The organism is Amycolatopsis sp. NPDC114503 (genome assembly GCF_055633655.1).
The window spans coordinates 480,373-498,882 of record NZ_JBVKDT010000001.1 but is presented as its reverse complement, the minus strand read 5'-3'; the positions used below and the strand labels follow the sequence as shown (position 1 = coordinate 498,882).

Below are 18,510 nucleotides of genomic sequence, written 5' to 3'. Positions count from 1 at the left end.
GCTCGGACTTCTTCAGCTCGCTTGCTGGATGCGGATCAGGTTCCCGGCGGGGTCGCGGAAAGAGCAGTCGCGCACGCCGTAGGGCTGGTCGGTGGGCTCCTGCACGACCTCGGCGTCGCTGGCCTGCAACCGGTTGAAGGTCGCGTCGACGTCCTTGGTGGCCAGGTTCAGCGCGGCGTAGGTGCCCTTGGCCATCATTTCGGTGATCATCCGGCGTTCGTCGTCGGTGAGGCCGGGGAACGCGGCGACCGGCTGCAGCACGAGCGAGGTGTCCGGCTGTCCGGGCGGGCCGACGGTAATCCAGGCCATGTCGCCGTACTTGACGTTGTTGCGCACCTCGAAGCCGAGGACGTCGCGGTAAAAGGTCAGCGTCGCTTCCGGATCGGTGTGCGGGAGGAAGCTCGCGTGAATGGTCATCTCCATGCCGATCACACTAGGTTCGCGCCGAACGGGGTGCTTCTCGATTCCTGATCGGTCGCGTGACCTGTTTCGCGACGCACGGCGCCATGCCCTCGGTCGCCCCGGTCTCCTCCTGGCGGTAAACGCTTGGCGGCTTCCCGACCAGCTCGGTAAACCGGGTGCTGAACGTTCCCAGCGACGAGAACCCGACCTCGAAACACACCTCGGTGACGCTCAGATCGCCTCGGCGCAGCAACGCCATCGCGCGCTCGATGCGACGGGTCATCAGATACGAATACGGCGACTCTCCGTAAGCGGCGCGGAACTGCCGGCTGAGGTGCCCGGCGGATACGTTGACGCTCCGCGCGAGCGCCTCCACATCCAGGGGACGCGCGTACTCGCGGTCGATCCGGTCGCGCACCCGGCGCAACCGTGCGAGATCGGCCAATCGCTGTGCGTCGTCCGGTTTGCTGGTCACTCCGAAATCGTGCCATGACGATCGCCGCGGTCCCAGTAATCCGCTCTTTCGGGCTGGTGGCCGATTCGTTCAAGACCGCCGTGGCGCGCCCGTGCGACGGTTTCCGGGTGACTGTGAAATTGGAGGCCGTCGCCCCGTTCCTCGCCGGGCACGGCCGATTGCTGGACCAGCGGCGGTTCGAGCTGCTGCACGGAAACGGGCGGGCCGAGGAGGTGCTCGCGGCGGTCGCGGCCTACCGGAATCCGGACGGCGGCTACGGCTGGGGCCTGGAACCGGACCTGCGCGCGCCGGAAAGCCAGCCGGGCGGCGCGCTGCACGCTTTCGAAATGTTCGCCGACATCGCGCCGGTGACCACGCCGCACGCGGCGCAGTTGTGCGACTGGCTGGAGTCGGTGTCGTTCCCCGACGGCGGGCTGCCGTTCGCGTTCCCGGTCGCGGACCCGACCGCGTGCGCTCCCTTTTGGACCGGAGCCGATCCGACGGCGTTCTCGTTGCAGAGCACCGCGTTCGTCACGTCGGCGGCGTGGCGGGTCGCCGAACACGACGAGGCGGTCGCGGAGCATCCGTGGCTCGCGCGGGCGACCGAGACGTGTCTGCGGGCGATCCGGGACCTCGACGAGATGCCGCACGTCATCGAGCTGAGCTTCGCGATCCACCTGCTCGACGCCTGCTACGACCGGTATCCGGAAGCCGACGAACTGCTGACTGGCCTGGTGAGGTTCCTGCCGGACAACGGGATCGTCCCGGTCCAAGGCGGTTCCGAGGGCGAGGTGCTGCGTCCGCTGGACTTCAGCCCGGTGCCCGGCCCGTCCCGGCGGCTGTTCACTCCGGAAGCCATCGAAGCGGACCTGATCCGGCTGGAACAGGGCCAGCAGCCCGACGGCGGCTGGACGGTCGACTTCGCCAGCTTCTCCCCGATGGCCGCGCTGGAATGGCGCGGCTACGCCACCGTCGGGGCGATCTCCAAGCTGCGCGCCAACTCGCGGCTCTAGGGCCAGAGGCGTTCGCGGACCCAGCCCGCGGGTTCGCGGCGATAGCGGAGCCGGACGTGCCGCCGGTCGTGCGAGGCCTGCCAGAACTCCACCGATTCCGGCTGGATCAGGTAGCGCGTCCACGTTTCCGGTGCCACGTCCGGGTTTTCCGCCACCCAATCCGCGGCCGCTTCGGCAGCTTCGACCAGCTTCGCCGGGTCCGACAGCACCTCCGACTGATGCCCGACGTACGCCTCGGCCCGCGACGCCGGCGGTCGAGCGAGGAAGTCGTCGGCGGACACCTCAGCCGCGGCCGGGACCACCAGACCGCGCACGCGCACCTGTCGTCCGCGGCCGGGCCAGAAGAACGTCAACGCCGCCCTCGGGTTCGCCGTCAGCTGCTGGCCCTTCGGGCTTTCCGAACTCGTCGCGACCGCCCAGCCGCCCTCGTCGACGTTCTTCAGGATGACCACGCGAGCGTCCGGCGCGCCGTCGGCGTCCACTGTGGACAGAGTGACGGCGTGCGGGGCCAGCACGTGTTCGCCTGCTTCGGTCAGCCAGGCGAGGAACAGCTCCTCGGGCGTTTCCGGGGTGCGGTCCGGGTCGAATTCCGGGAGCTGTTCGGGAAACGACTGCCAGCCGCGCAACGAGACCATGTCACCGACCGTACGGCGGTTGCCCCGGCGGCGGGTAATGCGGCGGCTGCGGCCCGGCCGGACCCGCGGCGGGCGGGGGACCGGTTTGCGGCATCGGCCCGGACGGAATCTGCCCGGGGAAGCCGCCGGGACCCGGTTGCGGGGGCTGCTGGTAAGCAGCCTGCTGGGCCTGCCACTGCACCTGCTGGAAAGCCTCGGCAGGCTGCGGGAAACAGAACGTCAGCTTCGCGTTGATCGCGCCGTGCATCGCCGCGCCCCAGAGCTTCCCGCCGGTGAAGGCGTAGGTCATGCCCGCGTACGGATCCACCGCGACCATCCGGGTTTCGCCGCCGAACTGGTTGCTCGTCTTCGCGCTCGCCAGCTGCGCGGCGTCCGGGTGCACGCGCCCGACGAGCCCGCAGATCACCACCGACGCGGCGGTCCAGCCGATCGTGCCCTGCACGTTGGCGCGGGCGTGCTGGGTGGCCATGCCGGTGAACTGGTGCAGCGTCGCCGCGTCGACCTCCGGATAAGCCCCAGCCACGACGCAGTAGTTCATCGTGGACAACATGATCGACTCGGTGAACAGGCCGACCGCGGCGGTCACCGGTCCGATCTGGACGGTGTTGAGCCTGCCGCCGCTGCGCACCACGCGTTCGGCGACCACCTGCAGGTACTGCTCGGGCGTGAGCACGTCCGCGACCTCCCCGGGCTGAGCGGAATCCGCGGCAATCGTCGCACGCGCCGCCCTTCGCGCGGACTTCACCGGGCATGGTTGACTGTGCCCGCCATGCGCCGACTTCTCGTTCTCGCCCCAGCCCTGGTCCTGCTCGCCGGCTGCAATCCGTCGAGCCCGGCGAAGGAGACTCCGTCTTCGGCGCCGGCAAGCTCCGCGTCGGCGTCGGCGGGGCTGCCGCCCGATCCGCAGCCCGCGCGCACCGCGGAGTGCCCGTACCTGTCGAACGAGACGGTGCAGGACGCGAACGGACAGCACGTCACCAAGGTGAGCGTGTCCGACGACGAACCGCATCCGACCTGCTTTTTCTACCGCCCGGACGGCAGCGTCCAGCTGACCGTGCGGGTGTACGTGGGCAAGAGCGACGTCGCGACCGCGCTGGTCAACAAGGCCGCGCCGGTCGACACCTCGAATCCGGCTTCGGATCCGGCGGGCTGGAAGGGCGGCTACCAGCCCGCGGGCGACGGGGTGGTCTACGCCGTCGCGAAGGGCGAGGCCGCCGTCATCGTGACGAGCAACCAGAAGCAGAGCATCAAAGCACGCACAGTGGCGAAAAAGGCTATCGCTGCCCTGAAGCTCTGAGTAACGGGCTCCGCACGGGTGAGTGAAGTTGATCTTGTATTACTCTAAGCAGCACGCGCAGTCCCCCCAACACTCGCGCGGCGGGTGCCCGTCCGGCACCGAATACTTGGTTACCCCTTTTCGACGACAAGGACAGATTCGTGGCTGACACCCTCAAGGAAATCCTGCTCGACTCGAGCCGTCGCCCCAGCGTGGTCACCGACCTCGGAGAGCTCGTGGACGCCGAGGTCTCCGACAAGGGCGGGGTCTCGGGCGCGGTCGTGAAGACCGGCTTCGCCGCCGTCAAGAAGATCAAGCCGGGCATCATCCCGTCCGCGGTCGACAGCCTGCTGGACGACTTCGCCGGCGCCCTCGAGCCGTTCTACGGCGACTACCGCGCGAAGGGCGGCAACGACTTCGGCGCGTACCTGACCAGCCGCTCGGACGAGGCTTCGGACGCGCTGCTCGGGGTTACCGACAGCCGTGCGGACCGCAGCAGCCGCGACAGCATCAAGAAGGTCTACTCGAAGCTGCGCCCGAACGGCAAGAAGAACGTCGAAGAGGCGCTGCCCCGTCTGGGCCAGCTGATCGACAAGCACGCCGCCGCGGTCTGAACCGACTGAGCGACAGCACGAAAAAGGGCCCCGGGACGCACTTCCCGGGGCCCTTTTCGCGCGTTCAGTTCTTCTTCTCCGCAGCCGACGTGCTCGGCGCCTTGCCGTTCGTCTTGGGCTCGCCCGGCTTGGCGTCCTTCGCGTCCTTGGCTTCCGGAGCCGGCTTCGGAGCCGGAGGAGCGGGCGGGGTGGCCTTCGGCGGAGCCGGGGCGACCGGCGGCTCCTGCTGACGCGACTTCAGCGCGACGGCGGTGCCGACAGCGACCGCGCCGAGACCGAGGATCCACGGCCAGCGGCGACGCTTGCGAGTGCCCTTGGCCGCGCTCTTCGCCTCCTCCAGCGCGACGCGGAACTCCTTCTTGGCCGCCTTGAAGTCCTTCTTGCCGCGACGCTTCGACTCACCGGCCGACGCGGCCGCCTTGATCGCGGCCTTCTTGGCCTTGCGGCCCGGCTTCTTCATCTCGGCGATGCGGGCGAGCGCTTCCTTGCGCGCCGCGGCGGAGCTCTTCTTCAGCTCCTTGCGAGTCAGCTCCGTCTTCTTCGCCAGCTTGCGCCGGGCCCGGCGGCTCCGCTTGCCCAGCTCCTCCGCGCCGGCCTCGGCGGCCTTCGCGCCCGCCTTGCCCGCCTCGACGACCAGCTTCCGCAGGTCCGCCGAGCCGGACTTGGCCGACTCACCGACCGATTCCACGGCCCGGGTCATGGTCTTCACCTCATCAATCGTTGTGAAACAGATCTGTTGCTTGACATCTATCCTGCCCTTTTTCCGCCCGCACCGCTGCGGCTTCCCGTTCGAGGCGGCTCGGAAACCTCAAGAAAGTGCCTTCTTCCTGGGACGACGTCCAGCGCGACGGGCCGGGACAGCCCCCTGAACCCCCCATTTGTGCGAAGGGGTGGCACGATGGCGGCGTGACTGAAAGCGCCCGCAAGGCCACCCTGCACACCAACCAGGGTGACATCCACGTGAACCTGCTGCCCGACCACGCGCCGAAGACCGTGGCGAACTTCGTGGGGCTGGCCACCGGCTCCAAGGAGTACACCCAGCCGAACGCGAAGGGCGGCAACTCCGGTCCGTTCTACGACGGCTCGATCTTCCACCGGGTCATCGACGGCTTCATGATCCAGGGCGGTGACCCGACGGGCACCGGCCGCGGCGGCCCCGGCTACAAGTTCGGCGACGAGTTCCACCCGGAGCTGCAGTTCTCCAAGCCGTACCTGCTGGCCATGGCGAACGCCGGGCCGGGCACCAACGGCTCGCAGTTCTTCATCACCGTCGCGCCGACCTCGCACCTGAACTTCCGGCACACGATCTTCGGCGAGGTCGCGGACCAGGACTCCCGCAACGTCGTCGATGCCATCGCGACGGCCGCGACCGGTCCGGCGGACCGCCCGCTGTCCGACGTGGTCATCGAGAAGATCACCGTCGAAGACTGACGAGCCGCAGGCAGGGACGGGGTTTCGGTAGGTTGGAGTCATCGTGAGCCAACCGCCGAACCCGTCCGCGCCGTCTCTTCCCGGTTGCTGGTGGCATCCGAACCGCCAGACCGGCCTCAGCTGTGCCCGCTGCGGGCGTCCGGCCTGCCCGGACTGCCTGCGCGAAGCCCCGGTGGGATTCCAGTGCACCGACTGCGTGCAGACCGGGGCGCAACAGCAGAAGCAGCAGCAACGGCAGTACCGCAACGCCGGGATGGGTTCTCGCACGATCGCGGGGGCCCGGCTGTCGAATTCCTACACCGTCACCGCCACGCTGATCGCGGTGAACGTGGTGATCTTCCTGATCACCGTCATCCAGGCGAAGAGCCTGTTCGACAACCGCTTCGCCCCCGTCGAGCAGGCGGGGGTCCTATGGCCCTCGGCCACTCTCGGCGGCGGCGAATGGTGGCGGATCTTCACGTCGGGTTTCCTGCACTACGGGCCCATTCACATCGCGGCGAACGCCTTCTCGCTGTGGATGATGGGCCGTGCGCTGGAGCAGGTCTTCGGCAAGATCCGGTACTTGGCGCTCTACTTCGTGTCGATGCTCGGCGCTTCCACCGCGGTGCTGCTCTTCCAGGACATCGACGGCGGCACCGCAGGGGCGTCCGGCGCGATCTTCGGGCTGCTCGGCAGCTACGCGGTCATCGTGCTGAAGCTTCGGCTGAATCCCAGCGCGCTGCTCGTCAACCTGGTGATCAACGCCTACGTCACCTTCGCTATCCCAGGCATCTCGCTCTATGCGCACGCGGGCGGCCTCGTCACCGGGGCACTGGTGACGGCCGCGATGCTTTACGCGCCTGCCCGGAACCTGGTCCGGTGGCAGGCGATCGGCACCGTCATCGTCACGGTCGCGCTCGCCGGGCTGATCGGCTGGCGAGCCACGCAGATCCCCACGGTGGACTGCAGTTTCCACCAGTCTCAGGGCCAGACCTATTACGGCTGCAGGCCGTCAAGCTCCAGCTGACCGGGCCCGCAGCTCGGTGAGCACGTCCAGCACGTCGCGAGGATCCTCGCCGAGGTCGGTCTGCCCGAAAATGAAGAGCTGATCGTCGTGCTCCAGCTCGAGCGTCACGCTGTCGCGGCCGAGGCGGCGCGTGCTGCGCAGCCGGACCGTCGTGCCGGCCCAGGGGAGCCGGTGCGTGCCGTTGAGCGTGCGGGCGCGCAAACCGTCCAGATCCGCGGCCAGACGCGGCCGTACGAGCGTCCAATGGACCGCGAACGCGCCGACGGCCAGCGTGGCGAGGCCGGTGAGCACCGCGCCCTTGCCGTCGCCGAAGGTCGCGTCCAGGACGGTTCCGACCAGCAACAGCGTGGTCAGGCCCCACGCCACTACCACGAGGTTTCGGCGCGGAGCCCACGAGGCCGGGTGGTTATCCACAGGGGTTATCCACACTGGGGATGAGTCACACCGGTGTGATTCGGTGTCAATCGGCCGACCGGAGCAATGCTGATCCGGCGGATGGTCAGCGCCACCGCATCGTCATCAGAAGGCCGGCGATCATCGCGGCGAATCCGATGGCGAAATTCCAGTTTCCGAGCTGGCTGAGGAACGAAACTTTGTCGCCCGCGATGTAGTTCACGACCAGCCACACCAGCCCGAGGAGCATGAGGCCGAACATGACGATCTTGTAGAACAGGTTCGACGGTCCCGCGGCCTGGACCTTCACCGGGGTGCGGCGGTCGACAGGCGGGGTGTACGCGGTCTTCTTGCGGACCTTCGACTTCGGCATCGTTTCCTCGCGTGCTCTCGGGCATTCCTGGTGGCGGCATCCTGGACGAGGTCCCGCTGTCGGGGTGCGCAACCAGCGCCACGTGCACACGTTAACGTAAAGGACGGCTCCGCAGCACCGGGCGGGAGCGGTCGGGTTCTCAGACTGTGACAATAGCGCCACCTGGAGTGCCGAGGAGGGCTCCGGCCGGGCGCGGGAGGAGCTGGCGTGACGCCGCAAGATTGGCCGGGCGAGGACGACCGCCGCCCCGGCACGGGACCTGACCGCCCGGTCCGCCGACAGCCCCCGCCGCCGAGAAGGCAGTCCGGGGAGACGCCGCCGCGGCGAAGAGTGGCCGGCGATCCGGGTCGGAGATCACCCGAACAGCGCACGCCGATCGACCGGGGCGGACCGGTCCAGGGCGGCGGCGAAAACCGGCCTGGGCAAGGGCGAGCGGGCCAGGGCAGGCCCCGCGAGGGTGACCCCCGCGGCGGTGATTTCGGCGGAGCGGATCCTCGCGGCGCCGGACAGCCCCGGCGCGCCGAAGGCACCCCGCCGCGCGGCGAACGACGGCCGGCCGACCCGCGTGCGGCAGGCGGCCGTACCGGAGAGTTCCGCGCCGATCGTCCCCCGTCAGGAGACCCTGGCCGACGTCCCCGCGGCGGAGATCCCCGCCGTCAGCCGGAAGAAGGCCGTCAGATGCCTCGCCGGGTGGGCGCCGCGGCCCCGGATCCGTCCCGGCGGATGACCGGGCCGGAATTCGCGGAGCAGCCGACCGAGGTGTTCTCCGCGGTGGCCGTCGCCGACGAGGACGACAAGAAGAAGGCCAAGAAAACCCCGCCGCCGCTGGGCAAGGGCGGAATCGCGATCCGCACCGCGGGCGAAATCTTCATCACGCTCGGCGTCGTCGTGCTGCTGTTCATGGTCTACGAGGTCTGGGTCACCGACCTGTTCTCCGCGGAGAAACAGCACACCGCGAGCGACCAGCTCGACGGCGACTGGCAGAAGGACCGCACGCTGCACCCCGAGCTGATCGACGGCAAGGCGTTCGCGCGGATCCACATCCCGTCGTTCGGCGCGGACTTCAACTTCACCATCCAGGAAGGCACCGGCGAGGATTCGCTGGCCGTCGGCCCCGGCCACTACAAGGGCACCGCGCTGCCGGGCGAACCGGGCAACTTCGGCATCGCCGGGCACCGCGTCGGCAAGGGCGCGCCGTTCAACGACCTGGACAACCTGAGCTCCTGCGACCAGATCGTCATCGAAACGCACTCCGATTTCTTCATCTACCAGGTGCTGCCCTACGACGACGAGATCAAGGGCTGGAGCAGCGGCAAGGGCGCGCAGCCGGAGTGCAAGGGCGTCTCGACGCTGCGCAATGCGAGCATTCCCGGCGGCGGACCGTACGACGAGACGTTCGGCCGCAAGGTCGTCCAGCCGAGCCAGGGCGACGCGGTGAACGCCGTGCCGTACAAGCCGGCTGACGCGTTGCCGAAGGCGCAGCAGGCTTCGCTGCTCACGCTCACCACGTGCCACCCGCAGTTCTCGGCGAAGGAGCGGCTGATCATCACCTCCGTGCTGACCCGCCAGGTGCCGAAGACGCAGGTGCCGGATTACACGACGCTGCTGAAGAAGATCGGAGTCGGTTCCTGATGTACGGCTGGCTCTGGCGGCATCTGCCCGGTCCGTTCGCGGTGAAGTTCGCCATCGCGCTCGTGCTGGTGCTCGGAATCGTGGCGCTGCTGATGTTCGTGGTGTTCCCGTGGCTGGACCCGTTGCTGTGGTTCAACAACGTGTCGGTGAACAACTGAGGTTCGGCGTCTTCCTGGTCTCGGGCCGCTTCCCGGGCCAGGACGACGCCGCCGTCCTGCGGCGTACGGTCTGTGCCGCCGCCGCGGCCGAGGCTGCCGGTTTCGATGACGTGTGGCTGGCCGAGCACCACTTCATGCCGTATGGCGTGTGCCCGTCGGCGATCACGCTTGCCGCGCACGTGCTCGGTCAGACGTCGCGGATCTGCGTTGGCACGGCGGTGAGCGTGCTGTCCACGACGCATCCGGTCGCGTTGGCGGAACAGTGGTCAATGCTCGACGCCCTCTCCGACGGTCGCCTGCGGTTGGGCGTCGGACGGGGTGGGCCGTGGCAGGACCTGGAGGTGTTCGGCACCGGATTGCCGCGCTACGAAACGGGTTTCGCCGAGTCGCTGGATGTTTTGCTGACCGCTGCGACTGGTCGGGTCTCGGCCAGCGGTTCGCATTTCGCCTTCCGCGAGGTTGCGTTGCGCCCTGCTCCGCAACGATCCCTGCAAGTGGTGGTGGCCTGCGGCGGACCTGCTTCCTCCGCCGTCCGGCTAGCTGCCGAACGAGAGTTGCCGTTGTTACTGGGTCTGCACGCGGATGATGCGGAGAAGGCGGCAACTGTTGCTGCTTACGGCAAACCGGCGTCCCACGTGTCGACCGTGCTGTGCCAGGTCGGCGACGATGCCGGTGCGGTGGTGCGTCGCGCGTTGCCCGGGTGGTTGTCGGATGGCTTGGCCGCCCACGTGCCGGTGGACGATCGGCCTGGTCCGGCTCGGGATCCTGGGGAGTACACCGAAAAACTGTGCGCGATCCATCCGGTCGGCCCGGTCGGGCATTGTGTCGAGACTCTGCGGACGAGCGTCCGGCGCACGGGGGTTTCCCACGTGATCATGTTCGTGGAGGCGTCCGGCACGGTGGAGGGGACGCTGGCGAATATCGCGCGGATCGGCGCTGAGGTGGTGCCCGCGCTGCGGGGCTAGTCGATCGCCGGCAGGTGCGCCTCGGCGTACGCGGCCAGCTGCGCCGCTTCCCAGTCGAGCCGTTTGCTCGCCAGATCGTCGATGGTCTGGCTCAACCAGGCCGCTTCCGCCGCTGCCATCGCGTGCAGGTAGCGCATCTCCACGACAGCCACCTGCGGGAATTCCGGCATCGCGGCGGTCTCGGCCAACTCGGCTTCCAGTTCGGCGGCGCGCGCGGTCACCTGGTCGCGCCGCCGGGTCAGCAGGCGGAGTGCTTCGTCCGGGGTCAGCAGCATCAGGAACGACAGCGCGGCCGGGAATTCCGGGTACTCGCGGTCGCCGCCGGCGAGCATTTCGGCCAGCCATTCGTCCAGCACCGCGCGGCCTTCTCCGGTCAGCTCGTACAGAGTCCGTTCCGGGTATTGCTGGTCGCGCTCGGTCTGCCGCACCGCGATCAGTCCCGCGTCGGCCAGTCGCGCGACGGTTTTGTACACCGTGGCGCGCTGGCTGATGTTGATCACCTCGCCCTTGCCTCGCTCTTTGAGCATCGCCAGCACACCGTAGGGATGCAGCGGCCGCTCGGCGAGCAGCGCGAGCACGGCAAGGGCCAGCGGCGAACGCCGGTACTTGCTGGTCACGGGCACAGACTAGCCGAACGTTCCGTTGCCGGTTGACTAGAGTTACTAACACTAGTATCCATAACACTATGAACAATTCGTCTTTTCACGTGATCGTCATCGGCGCGGGCACTGGGGGCCTGTGCCTGGCCCAGGGCCTCAAGCGGGCCGGCATCAGCGTCACGGTCTACGAACGCGACCGCGCCCGTCGCGACGGGTTGCAGGGCTACCGGGTCGGCATCGACGCCGACGGCAAGCGCGCCCTGAGGGACAACCTGAGCCCGGAGCTGTACCGGACCTTTCTCGCCACCTGCGCGTTGCGGCCGATCTACGGCAACCAGATGACCAAGGACAAGAAGTTCCTGTTCTCCTCCTCCCCGTCGGACCTGAAGCCGGGGGATCTGCCGCCGGAGGAGGACCAGGACGAGTCGGTCAGCCGGATGACCTTGCGGCAGGTGCTGCTGACCGGGGTCGAGGACGTTGTCGTCTTCGGCAAAACGTTCTCGCGCTACGAGTACGCCCCGGACGGCCGGGTCACCGCCTTCCTCACCGACGGCAGCTCGGCGACCGGTGACCTGCTGATCGGCGCGGAGGGCACGAACTCAGTGGTGCGCAAGCAATACCTGCCGCAGGCCAAGCTGGTCGACACCGGTCTGATCGGCATCACCGGCAAGACCCCGCTCACGTCCGAGACCCGCGCGCTGCTCCCGGAAAAGATGCTGCGCGGCGTCAGCCTGGTGCACGGCGGCAAGGGGTGCATGTGCGTCTTCCACGTCATGCAGTTCAAGTGGGACGACGACGGCGAGGTCAAGAACGGCATCGGAGCCACGGATGCCGAACTGATCAAGAACTGGCCCGGTCTGCTTTACGACAACAGCCGCGACTACATCATGTGGGGCTTCGCGGCGGCCGACACCTGGCTGCCGGACGACGTGACTCGCTTGCGCGGCAAGGAGATCCAGCAGGTGGTGCTGGACCTGACCAAGGACTGGCATCCGGATTTCCGGCGGATCTTCGCGCTCGGCGACCCGGGCAGCAGTTTCCCGCTGACGATCCGGACGTCCGAGCCGATCCCTGAATGGAAGACCAGCACCGTGACGCTGATCGGCGACGCCATGCACACCATGACGCCGGGCCGCGGCGTCGGAGCCAACACGGCGCTGCGGGACGCCCGCCTGCTCACGCGCACTTTGGCCAAGGCCGCCCGCGGCGAGGTTTCCCTGCTGGCGGCGGTGCACGAGTACGAGACCAAGATGGCCCGCTACGCCTGGGACGCGGTCGTCAAATCGCGGGCCCAGATGGACGGCCGCTCGATCCTGCACAAGGCCGGCGTCGGCGGCGCGTTCGCCCGGGCCGGCATGCGCACGGCGATGCGGGTGATGGACCGGGTCGCCCCGGTCAAACGCAAGGTGATCGCTTCGGAGATGAACTTCCGCGGCGCCGGCCGCGAAGACGAGGACTGAACTCGGGGTTTGCCCGGCGGCGGGCAAACCCCGAGGCAGCGTTGGCTAGCAGTCCCGCAGCTCAGGGCTCTGGTTCAGCAACTGCCCTCGCGGCGAAACGAACGCTTGGTACCGATCCCCTTCCGCCGCCCGGAACACCGCCACCCGGTGGCAGTTCTGGAATGCCAGCTTGACCCCGAAATGCCGCTCCAGCCCGCCCCGGATCGCGTCCGAGGCCAGCGCGCGCAGGAGCTGGCCGCGTTCGGCCTCGCTCGGCGGCGGGGTTTCGTTGTCCGCGAATCCGTCCGCGGCGGTGTCTGCTTCCGCGATCACTCCGGTGATGACCTCCCACGCGTACGGCAGCGATTCCCGCACGCAGGCCACGAACTCGGCGTCGGAGACTTCCCCGCGTTCGGCCTTTTCCAGCAGCGCGGGCGATACGTCCAAGGACAAGACAACCTCCATGGTCAGCGGTACCCCTCAGAGCTACCGGCCCGCCGGACCCGGCCACAAGAGAAAACGAGTTTCATCACCACTTTGGTGGATCACTCCCACCGGAACAGCCGCACGGCGAGCACCGTTCCGCCCAGCGCGAAGGCGGCCAAGGCGACGAACTGCAGCGGCTGCCCGCCGTCTCCGACCCAGGCGTCTTGCAGCGGTTGGGTGCCCGGCGGGATGTAAGCGCCGATTTTCTGGATCACCGCTGGCAGCAGCGGGCGCGGCAGGTAGACGCCGCCGAGGAACATGATGGGGAAGAACGCGATCATCGCCAGTCCGCCCGCGGCTTTGCCGGTGCGGGCGAGGGACGCGGCGATCAGGCCCAGCGCGAAGACCGAGACCAGGCCCAGCAGCAGGGCCAGCAGGAAGAGCCCGGGGTGGCGAGGAATCGGCACATCGAAGGCGATTCTGGCGGTGACAAGCATCAGCGCCACCCCGGCCAGCGCGACGGCGGCGTGGATCAGCACCTGGGCGAGCAGGAGATACGCGGGCGGCACCGGGGTGGTGGCGAGGCGGCGCAGAATGCCGTGCTCGCGGTAGGTGGCGACGGCGGCGGGGATGACCTGCAGGCCCAGCATCGCCAGCGAGATCACGACCAGCGACGGCACCCACAGGTCGACAAATCGGTAGCCGCCGGTGACCGGGCTTGGCTCCCGCATGCCGGAGATCGAGCCGACGCCCAGCAGGATCGCGGTCGGCAGGCAGACGCCCAGGATCGCCCACAGCGGCGTGCGCAGGAACAGTTTCGCTTCGGTGGCAAGCAAAGTGCGCATCAGAGAACTCCTCGAGAGGTGAGAGCGACGAATGCGTCGCGCAGGGTGGGCTGACCGGTGTTGGCGAGGAGTTCGGCGGGGGTGCCGCTGGCGATGACGCGGCCGTGGTCGAGCAGGACCAGGCGGTCGCACAGCCGTTGCGCCTCGTCCATGAAGTGGGTGACCAGCACGACCGTCACGCCGGAAGCGCGCACGTTCTCGACCAGTTGCCAGGTTTCTTGCCGGGCGTGCGGGTCGAGGCCGGTGGTCAGCTCGTCGAGGATGGCCAGTTCGGGGTTGCCGACCAGGGCGAGTGCGATGGACAGCCGTTGCCGGAGACCGCCGGAGAGTTTGCCGAAGGCGATGTCGCGGTGGGTGTCGAGGCCGAGTTGGGTCAGCAGGACGTCGATGTCGGCCGGGTTCGGGTAGAAGGACGCGAACAGCGCGAGAGCTTCGCGGACCCGCAGTTTCTCCGGCAGACGAGCGTCCTGCAGCTGGGTGCCGACGCGGCGGCGCAGTTCGGCGGCGTCGCGCGCCGGGTCCAGGCCCAGTACGGAAATCGTGCCGGAGTCGGGCGAACGCAGGCCCTGGAGACATTCGACTGTGGTGGTCTTGCCTGCCCCGTTCGTGCCGAGAATGCCGAAGATCTCGCCGCGTTCGACGGAGAAGGAGACCCCGTCGACCGCGACCCGGCCCGCGTAGGCCTTGCGGAGTTCGGAAACTTCGATGAGTGGCATGCGAACGACGCTAGAAGCGCCCGAGGTCCGGCAGAATGAGCCGGAAACCCCAGTTGAGGTGGGGTTTTGCGGGTGCCGGGGTGGGGCTAGGGCCACCCCGGTCCGGGAGCTGCGGCCAGGGTCCGACGCGGCCGGAGCGGCGAGACTGGGGCGTGAAAGGGGGTGGCCATGACGTCGGTGCGGCGCGCGTGGGCACTCGCCGGGCTCGCGGTGGTGAGCTGGGTCGACGTTCTGCTCGAACTGATCGCGTTCGCGTTGTTGTGCGTCGGCCTCGTGCTCTTCTTCTCCCCAGCGGTGGAACTCGCGCGCGTTCGGTCGCGGCGCACCCGGGAGCTGGTCGGCCGGTGGACCGGGCGGGAGATTCCGAGCCCGTACCGGCCGGAGCCGCCGGAGCCGGAACGCGAGCGCGACGGCTGGTATCGCGACGGCACCCAGCTCTACCGGCGCGCGTGGTGGATCCGCTGGAATCGACGTTTCACGTGGATCATGGAGGATCCGGCGACCGGCCGCGAGTTGGGCTGGCAGCTGCTGAACCCGCTGGTCGCGCTGGCTTTCGCGGTGTTTTCGCTGGTCGCCGGGCCGATCGCGCTGCGCGGGTACGCCCGGTGGACCGGGTACTGGCTTGGCCCGCACGTGCCGCGCGGGAAGCGCTGGCTCAGCCGCCGGTTCGAGACGCTCGGGTATCAGCTCGGGCTGTGGGCGATTTCCCTGGCACAGCTGGGCATAGCGGTCGCCCAGATCATCGTGCTGACCGGCGCGGTGGTGGTGTTTCCGACTCTCACGCTGGCCAGCCGCGCGGTCACCGACACTTTCCGCCGCGAAGCCGAGCGCTGGACCGGCGTGCGAATCGCCCAGCCGTACTTGCCGCCGCCCGCGCTGCCGGTGCCGCGCGGCGACGGGCTGTACCAGTTCGGCAAGCAGCTGTACGAGGAACCGTGGTGGCCGATGCTGCGCGCCCGGATCCATTGGGTGCTCCACGACCGTGCGACCTGGCGGGACATGGCCGCCGCGGTGGTGTTGCCGGTGGTGACGCCGGTGTTGTGGGTGCCGTCGGCGGCGCTGGTCTTCTGGGGGATTTACGGCCTGGTCGCGTTGTGGATCACTGGCCAGCACGGCTGGTTCGAGATGGTCGGGCTGCCCGCGGTGACCAGCACCGGAGGCGCGTTCGCGATGACGCCCGTGACGTTGGCGGCGGTGTTCGCCGGATTGCTGCCGACGCCGTGGCTCGCCAGGTGGCAGGCGAAACTCGGACGGTGGCTGCTCGGTCCGACCGAAGCGTCCCGGCTGGCGCAGCGCGTGCACCGGCTGGCGCAGCGCGTGCACCGGCTGGACCAGACCCGGGTCGAGGTCAACGTCGCGCAGGCCGCTGAGCTGCGGCGGATCGAGCGGGACCTGCATGACGGCATCCAGTCCCGGCTCGTCGCGATGGGGATGAAGCTCGGCGCGGTGGAAGCGTTGATCGACCACGATCCGGACAAGGCGAAACAGCTGGCCGCGGAGTTGCGGGAGGCGTCGTCGGAGGCGCTCACCGAGCTGCGGTCGCTGGTGCGCGGCATTCATCCGCCGGTGTTGTCGGAGCGTGGACTGGTCGACGCGGTGCGGGCGGCGGCGTTGGACAGTCCGTTGAAAGTGGAGGTCACGGCGTCGGTGCCGGGGCGGCTCGAACAGCCGGCGGAGGCTTGCGCGTACTTCGCGGTGTGCGAATTGCTCGGCAACGCGGCGAAACACGGCGAGGCTCGGCGGGCGACCGTCGCGCTGGAGTACCTCGACGGATTGCTGCGCGCCACGGTCACCGACGACGGCAGGGGCGGTGCCGACGCCGCGCGCGGCACGGGTTTGCGCGGGATTGAGCGGAGGCTGTCGGGATTCGCCGGTAGGTTGGCGCTGACCAGCCCGCCGGGCGGCCCGACGGAGGCGATTGTGGAGGTGCCGTGCCAGCTCGACCCCGGACCGTCGTCGCCGAAGACCAGTACCTCCTCCGAGACGGTCTGACCCACCTGCTCGCCGCGCACGGCTTCGACGTCGTCGCGGCCGTCGGCTCCGGGCCCGAACTCGCCGCCGCGCTCCGGGAACACCGGCCTGATGTGTCCATTGTGGACGTACGAATGCCGCCGACTAACACGGACGAGGGTTTGCAGGTCGCTCTCGCCGCTCGCCGGGAGACGCCGGGGTTGCCGATTCTCGTGCTGTCGCAACACGTCGAGCAGCTGTACGCGCGCGAACTGCTGGCGGACGGCACCGGCGCGGTCGGCTATCTGTTGAAGGATCGGGTATTCAACGCCGAGCAATTCATTGACGCGGTTCGCCGGGTCGCTGCGGGCGGGACCGCGATGGACCCGGAAGTGATCGCGAAACTGGTGGCTGGCAACGCTTCCGACCCGTTGGCGGCCTTGACTCCGCGAGAACGCGAGGTGCTCGGTTTGATGGCGGAAGGCTGTTCGAACGCCGCGATCGCCAGCCGGTTGCACTTCAGCGAAGGCGCGGTCGGCAAACACACCGCGAATATCTTCGCCAAACTCGGGATTTCCGCGTCGGACGACACGAATCGACGGGTGCTGGCCGTGCTGAAATTCCTCGGTTCTAGCTGATCGGCACCCGCACCGCGGGCGGGAGCGGTTCGGCATCCGGATGGGCCCGGAACGACTGGATCAGCAACGCCGTGAACCGTCGCACCGCCGCGACCCGTGCGGAAGCCGGTTCCACCCGGATCCCCTCGTTCGCGACCAACGCCAGCACGAGGTCTTCCAGCTCGAAATCCGGACGCAGATCGCCGGTTTCCTTCGCCCGGCGGAGGAGTTCGAGCAGCAGCCGCAGCGTGCGGGCGCGGTCGGCGGCGAAGTCGAGCCGTCGCGGCAGTTGTGCGACGAATGCGCGGAAGCCCTGCTCGCGGGCATGTACCTCGGTGAGCTTCTCCAGCACCAGGACGAAACCCTGCCACGGATCAGCCGCGGCTAGGCCCTCCTCGACGATCGACGAGCACAACGCCAGTTCCTCGGCGAACGCTTCGGCTATCAGCGCGTCTTTGGACGGAAAATGCCGATAAACCGTCGCGACGCTCACCTCGGCTTGCCGCGCGATCTCCCGCATCGGTACGCCGTATCCGCGGACGGTGAAAGCCACCCGGGACGCAGCGAGAATGCGGACGTGGTTGTGGGAGGCGTCGGTCCGTCTCACTTCGGCCGCCACCCCTCTCACTTCCGGCTGTGCCGCTGACCTGCTGGAATACCTTCGGATGCATGAAAGCAGTCCAGTTTTCCCAGTATGGCCCGCCGAGCGTCGTGCACGTCGCCGATGTTGCCGAACCGCACGCCGGACCGGGAGAGATTCGCATTTCCGTGCGCGCGTCCGGGTTTTCCGCGGGCGAAACCGCCATCCGGTCCGGTGCGCGCAAAATACCGGTGACCTTCCCGTTCCGGACCGGGTACGACGCTGCGGGAGTGGTGGACGAGGTCGGCGACGGAGTGGCCGGGATCGAGCCCGGTGCGCACGTCTTCGGGATGACCGACGCGAATCGCCGCGGAGCCAACGCCGAATACGCCGTTCTGGTGCACTGGGCAGCCAAACCGGACGCGTGGAGCTGGGCTGAGGCAGGCGGTGCCGCGGGCGCGATCGAAACCGCGACCCGGGTGTTGGATCAGCTTCCTGGCGAAACGATCCTGGTGCACGGCGCGGCGGGCGGGGTCGGCACGGTCGCCGTTCAGCTGGCAGTAGCCCGCGGTGCCACCGTTATCGGCACGGCGAGCCCACGCAACCACGATTTCCTGCGTTCCCTCGGTGCCGAGCCGACGACATACGGCCCGGGCTTGGTCGATCGAGTCCGCAGCGTCGACGCGGTCTTCGACTGCGCCGGGGGAGCATTGCCGGACCTGATCGAGATCGCCGGAGACCCCGCACGGGTCGTCACGATCACCGACGCCACCGCGCCGCAGCACGGCGTGCACTTCTCGCACAGCGCCGCGATCCCCGGCGCGGATCCGTTGGCAGTACATGGCCTTGCCACAGCAGTAAAACTCGCCGAGGAAGGGCGCTTAAAGATCCCCGTCGCAGCGACCTTCCCGCTGAGCGAAGCCGCGGCCGCGCACGAGCTGAGCGAGAGCAGGCACGCCCGCGGGAAGATCGTCTACCTGAACTGA

At 68.7% G+C, this 18,510-nt stretch carries 24 protein-coding genes; 12 read left to right on the top strand and 12 right to left on the bottom strand.

Annotated elements, in window-relative coordinates:
- Window positions 1-12: 12 nt before the first annotated feature.
- Window positions 13-423: a VOC family protein gene (locus tag ACZ7OI_RS02505; RefSeq protein ID WP_470262454.1), complete on the bottom strand. Its 411-nt coding sequence runs from the start codon at window positions 421-423 to the stop codon at window positions 13-15.
- A gap of 10 nt (window positions 424-433) precedes the next feature.
- Window positions 434-877 (bottom strand): helix-turn-helix transcriptional regulator, encoded by a 444-nt coding sequence (locus tag ACZ7OI_RS02500; RefSeq protein ID WP_009085513.1) that lies wholly within the window; start codon window positions 875-877, stop codon window positions 434-436.
- Between the two features lie 107 nt (window positions 878-984).
- On the opposite strand from ACZ7OI_RS02500, the gene ACZ7OI_RS02495 reads away from it, so the two are divergent.
- Window positions 985-1,869 (top strand): hypothetical protein, encoded by an 885-nt coding sequence (locus ACZ7OI_RS02495; RefSeq protein ID WP_470263425.1) that lies wholly within the window; start codon window positions 985-987, stop codon window positions 1,867-1,869.
- Here the strand turns inward: ACZ7OI_RS02495 and ACZ7OI_RS02490 are convergent.
- Both ACZ7OI_RS02490 and ACZ7OI_RS02485 read right to left on the bottom strand, forming a co-directional pair.
- Window positions 1,866-2,504, bottom strand: a complete 639-nt coding sequence (locus ACZ7OI_RS02490) for a pyridoxine/pyridoxamine 5'-phosphate oxidase (protein ID WP_470262453.1) — start codon at window positions 2,502-2,504, stop codon at window positions 1,866-1,868. The two genes, ACZ7OI_RS02495 and ACZ7OI_RS02490, sit on opposite strands and share 4 nt — an antisense overlap.
- A 1-nt stretch (window position 2,505) precedes the next feature.
- Window positions 2,506-3,177, bottom strand: coding sequence for a hypothetical protein (locus tag ACZ7OI_RS02485; protein WP_470262452.1), 672 nt, complete (start codon window positions 3,175-3,177; stop codon window positions 2,506-2,508).
- 96 nt (window positions 3,178-3,273) lie between these two features.
- Here ACZ7OI_RS02485 and ACZ7OI_RS02480 point away from each other — a divergent pair, with 96 nt between their 5' ends.
- Window positions 3,274-3,801, top strand: a complete 528-nt coding sequence (locus ACZ7OI_RS02480; RefSeq protein ID WP_470262451.1) for a DUF2020 domain-containing protein — start codon at window positions 3,274-3,276, stop codon at window positions 3,799-3,801.
- Between the two features lie 140 nt (window positions 3,802-3,941).
- Entirely contained in the window at window positions 3,942-4,394 is a 453-nt protein-coding gene (locus tag ACZ7OI_RS02475; RefSeq protein WP_116206128.1) for a DUF6918 family protein, read from the top strand.
- 64 nt (window positions 4,395-4,458) lie between these two features.
- Here the strand turns inward: ACZ7OI_RS02475 and ACZ7OI_RS02470 are convergent, their stop codons facing one another.
- Window positions 4,459-5,094 (bottom strand): hypothetical protein, encoded by a 636-nt coding sequence (locus ACZ7OI_RS02470; protein WP_470262450.1) that lies wholly within the window; start codon window positions 5,092-5,094, stop codon window positions 4,459-4,461.
- 206 nt (window positions 5,095-5,300) lie between these two features.
- Between ACZ7OI_RS02470 and ACZ7OI_RS02465 the strand changes: the two genes are divergently transcribed.
- Together ACZ7OI_RS02465 and ACZ7OI_RS02460 are read left to right on the top strand one after the other, a co-directional pair.
- Window positions 5,301-5,825: a peptidylprolyl isomerase gene (locus tag ACZ7OI_RS02465; RefSeq protein ID WP_470262449.1), complete on the top strand. Its 525-nt coding sequence runs from the start codon at window positions 5,301-5,303 to the stop codon at window positions 5,823-5,825.
- 43 nt (window positions 5,826-5,868) lie between these two features.
- Entirely contained in the window at window positions 5,869-6,831 is a 963-nt protein-coding gene (locus tag ACZ7OI_RS02460) for a rhomboid family intramembrane serine protease (RefSeq protein WP_470262448.1), read from the top strand.
- On the opposite strand, the gene ACZ7OI_RS02455 is transcribed toward ACZ7OI_RS02460, so the two are convergent.
- Window positions 6,817-7,245, bottom strand: coding sequence for a PH domain-containing protein (locus ACZ7OI_RS02455; protein WP_470262447.1), 429 nt, complete (start codon window positions 7,243-7,245; stop codon window positions 6,817-6,819). The two genes, ACZ7OI_RS02460 and ACZ7OI_RS02455, sit on opposite strands and share 15 nt — an antisense overlap.
- 85 nt (window positions 7,246-7,330) lie before the next feature.
- On the bottom strand, window positions 7,331-7,597 hold the full coding sequence (gene crgA, locus ACZ7OI_RS02450; protein ID WP_101436684.1) for a cell division protein CrgA: 267 nt from the start codon (window positions 7,595-7,597) through the stop codon (window positions 7,331-7,333).
- Window positions 7,598-8,275: 678 nt separating this feature from the next.
- Here crgA and ACZ7OI_RS02445 point away from each other — a divergent pair.
- The 3 genes from ACZ7OI_RS02445 to ACZ7OI_RS02435 are packed head-to-tail and all read left to right on the top strand — an operon-like array spanning window position 8,276 to window position 10,352.
- Window positions 8,276-9,229 (top strand): class E sortase, encoded by a 954-nt coding sequence (locus tag ACZ7OI_RS02445; protein WP_470262446.1) that lies wholly within the window; start codon window positions 8,276-8,278, stop codon window positions 9,227-9,229.
- The gene (locus tag ACZ7OI_RS02440; RefSeq protein ID WP_093572273.1) at window positions 9,229-9,387 is read left to right on the top strand and encodes a hypothetical protein; all 159 of its coding nucleotides are present in this window, start codon (window positions 9,229-9,231) and stop codon (window positions 9,385-9,387) included. Before ACZ7OI_RS02445 ends, ACZ7OI_RS02440 begins: the two co-directional genes overlap by 1 nt.
- Window positions 9,357-10,352, top strand: coding sequence for an LLM class flavin-dependent oxidoreductase (locus tag ACZ7OI_RS02435; protein WP_470262445.1), 996 nt, complete (start codon window positions 9,357-9,359; stop codon window positions 10,350-10,352). Before ACZ7OI_RS02440 ends, ACZ7OI_RS02435 begins: the two co-directional genes overlap by 31 nt.
- On the opposite strand, the gene ACZ7OI_RS02430 is transcribed toward ACZ7OI_RS02435, so the two are convergent.
- Window positions 10,349-10,969, bottom strand: a complete 621-nt coding sequence (locus tag ACZ7OI_RS02430) for a PadR family transcriptional regulator (RefSeq protein WP_470262444.1) — start codon at window positions 10,967-10,969, stop codon at window positions 10,349-10,351. The two genes, ACZ7OI_RS02435 and ACZ7OI_RS02430, sit on opposite strands and share 4 nt — an antisense overlap.
- A gap of 68 nt (window positions 10,970-11,037) precedes the next feature.
- Here ACZ7OI_RS02430 and ACZ7OI_RS02425 point away from each other — a divergent pair, with 68 nt between their 5' ends.
- Window positions 11,038-12,411 carry an FAD-dependent oxidoreductase gene (locus ACZ7OI_RS02425; protein WP_470262443.1) on the top strand — a complete coding sequence of 458 codons (1,374 nt, stop codon included), beginning with the start codon at window positions 11,038-11,040 and terminating at the stop codon, window positions 12,409-12,411.
- A gap of 45 nt (window positions 12,412-12,456) precedes the next feature.
- Here ACZ7OI_RS02425 and ACZ7OI_RS02420 read toward each other — a convergent pair whose 3' ends face one another.
- From ACZ7OI_RS02420 to ACZ7OI_RS02410, 3 genes are all read right to left on the bottom strand, one after another.
- The gene (locus ACZ7OI_RS02420) at window positions 12,457-12,843 is read right to left on the bottom strand and encodes an SCO5389 family protein (protein WP_470262442.1); all 387 of its coding nucleotides are present in this window, start codon (window positions 12,841-12,843) and stop codon (window positions 12,457-12,459) included.
- 92 nt (window positions 12,844-12,935) lie between these two features.
- Window positions 12,936-13,661 (bottom strand): ABC transporter permease, encoded by a 726-nt coding sequence (locus ACZ7OI_RS02415; RefSeq protein ID WP_470262441.1) that lies wholly within the window; start codon window positions 13,659-13,661, stop codon window positions 12,936-12,938.
- On the bottom strand, window positions 13,661-14,377 hold the full coding sequence (locus ACZ7OI_RS02410; RefSeq protein ID WP_470262440.1) for an ABC transporter ATP-binding protein: 717 nt from the start codon (window positions 14,375-14,377) through the stop codon (window positions 13,661-13,663). Before ACZ7OI_RS02410 ends, ACZ7OI_RS02415 begins: the two co-directional genes overlap by 1 nt.
- 168 nt (window positions 14,378-14,545) lie before the next feature.
- Between ACZ7OI_RS02410 and ACZ7OI_RS02405 the strand changes: the two genes are divergently transcribed.
- Window positions 14,546-16,369 carry a sensor histidine kinase gene (locus ACZ7OI_RS02405; protein WP_470262439.1) on the top strand — a complete coding sequence of 608 codons (1,824 nt, stop codon included), beginning with the start codon at window positions 14,546-14,548 and terminating at the stop codon, window positions 16,367-16,369.
- Entirely contained in the window at window positions 16,309-16,965 is a 657-nt protein-coding gene (locus ACZ7OI_RS02400) for a response regulator transcription factor (RefSeq protein ID WP_344282293.1), read from the top strand. The genes ACZ7OI_RS02405 and ACZ7OI_RS02400 overlap by 61 nt, the downstream gene beginning before the upstream one ends.
- Here ACZ7OI_RS02400 and ACZ7OI_RS02395 read toward each other — a convergent pair.
- A complete protein-coding gene (locus ACZ7OI_RS02395; protein ID WP_470262438.1) occupies window positions 16,958-17,551 on the bottom strand; it encodes a TetR/AcrR family transcriptional regulator in 594 nt (197 codons plus the stop codon). The genes ACZ7OI_RS02400 and ACZ7OI_RS02395 overlap by 8 nt on opposite strands.
- A gap of 62 nt (window positions 17,552-17,613) precedes the next feature.
- Between ACZ7OI_RS02395 and ACZ7OI_RS02390 the strand changes: the two genes are divergently transcribed.
- On the top strand, window positions 17,614-18,510 hold the full coding sequence (locus tag ACZ7OI_RS02390; protein ID WP_470262437.1) for an NADP-dependent oxidoreductase: 897 nt from the start codon (window positions 17,614-17,616) through the stop codon (window positions 18,508-18,510).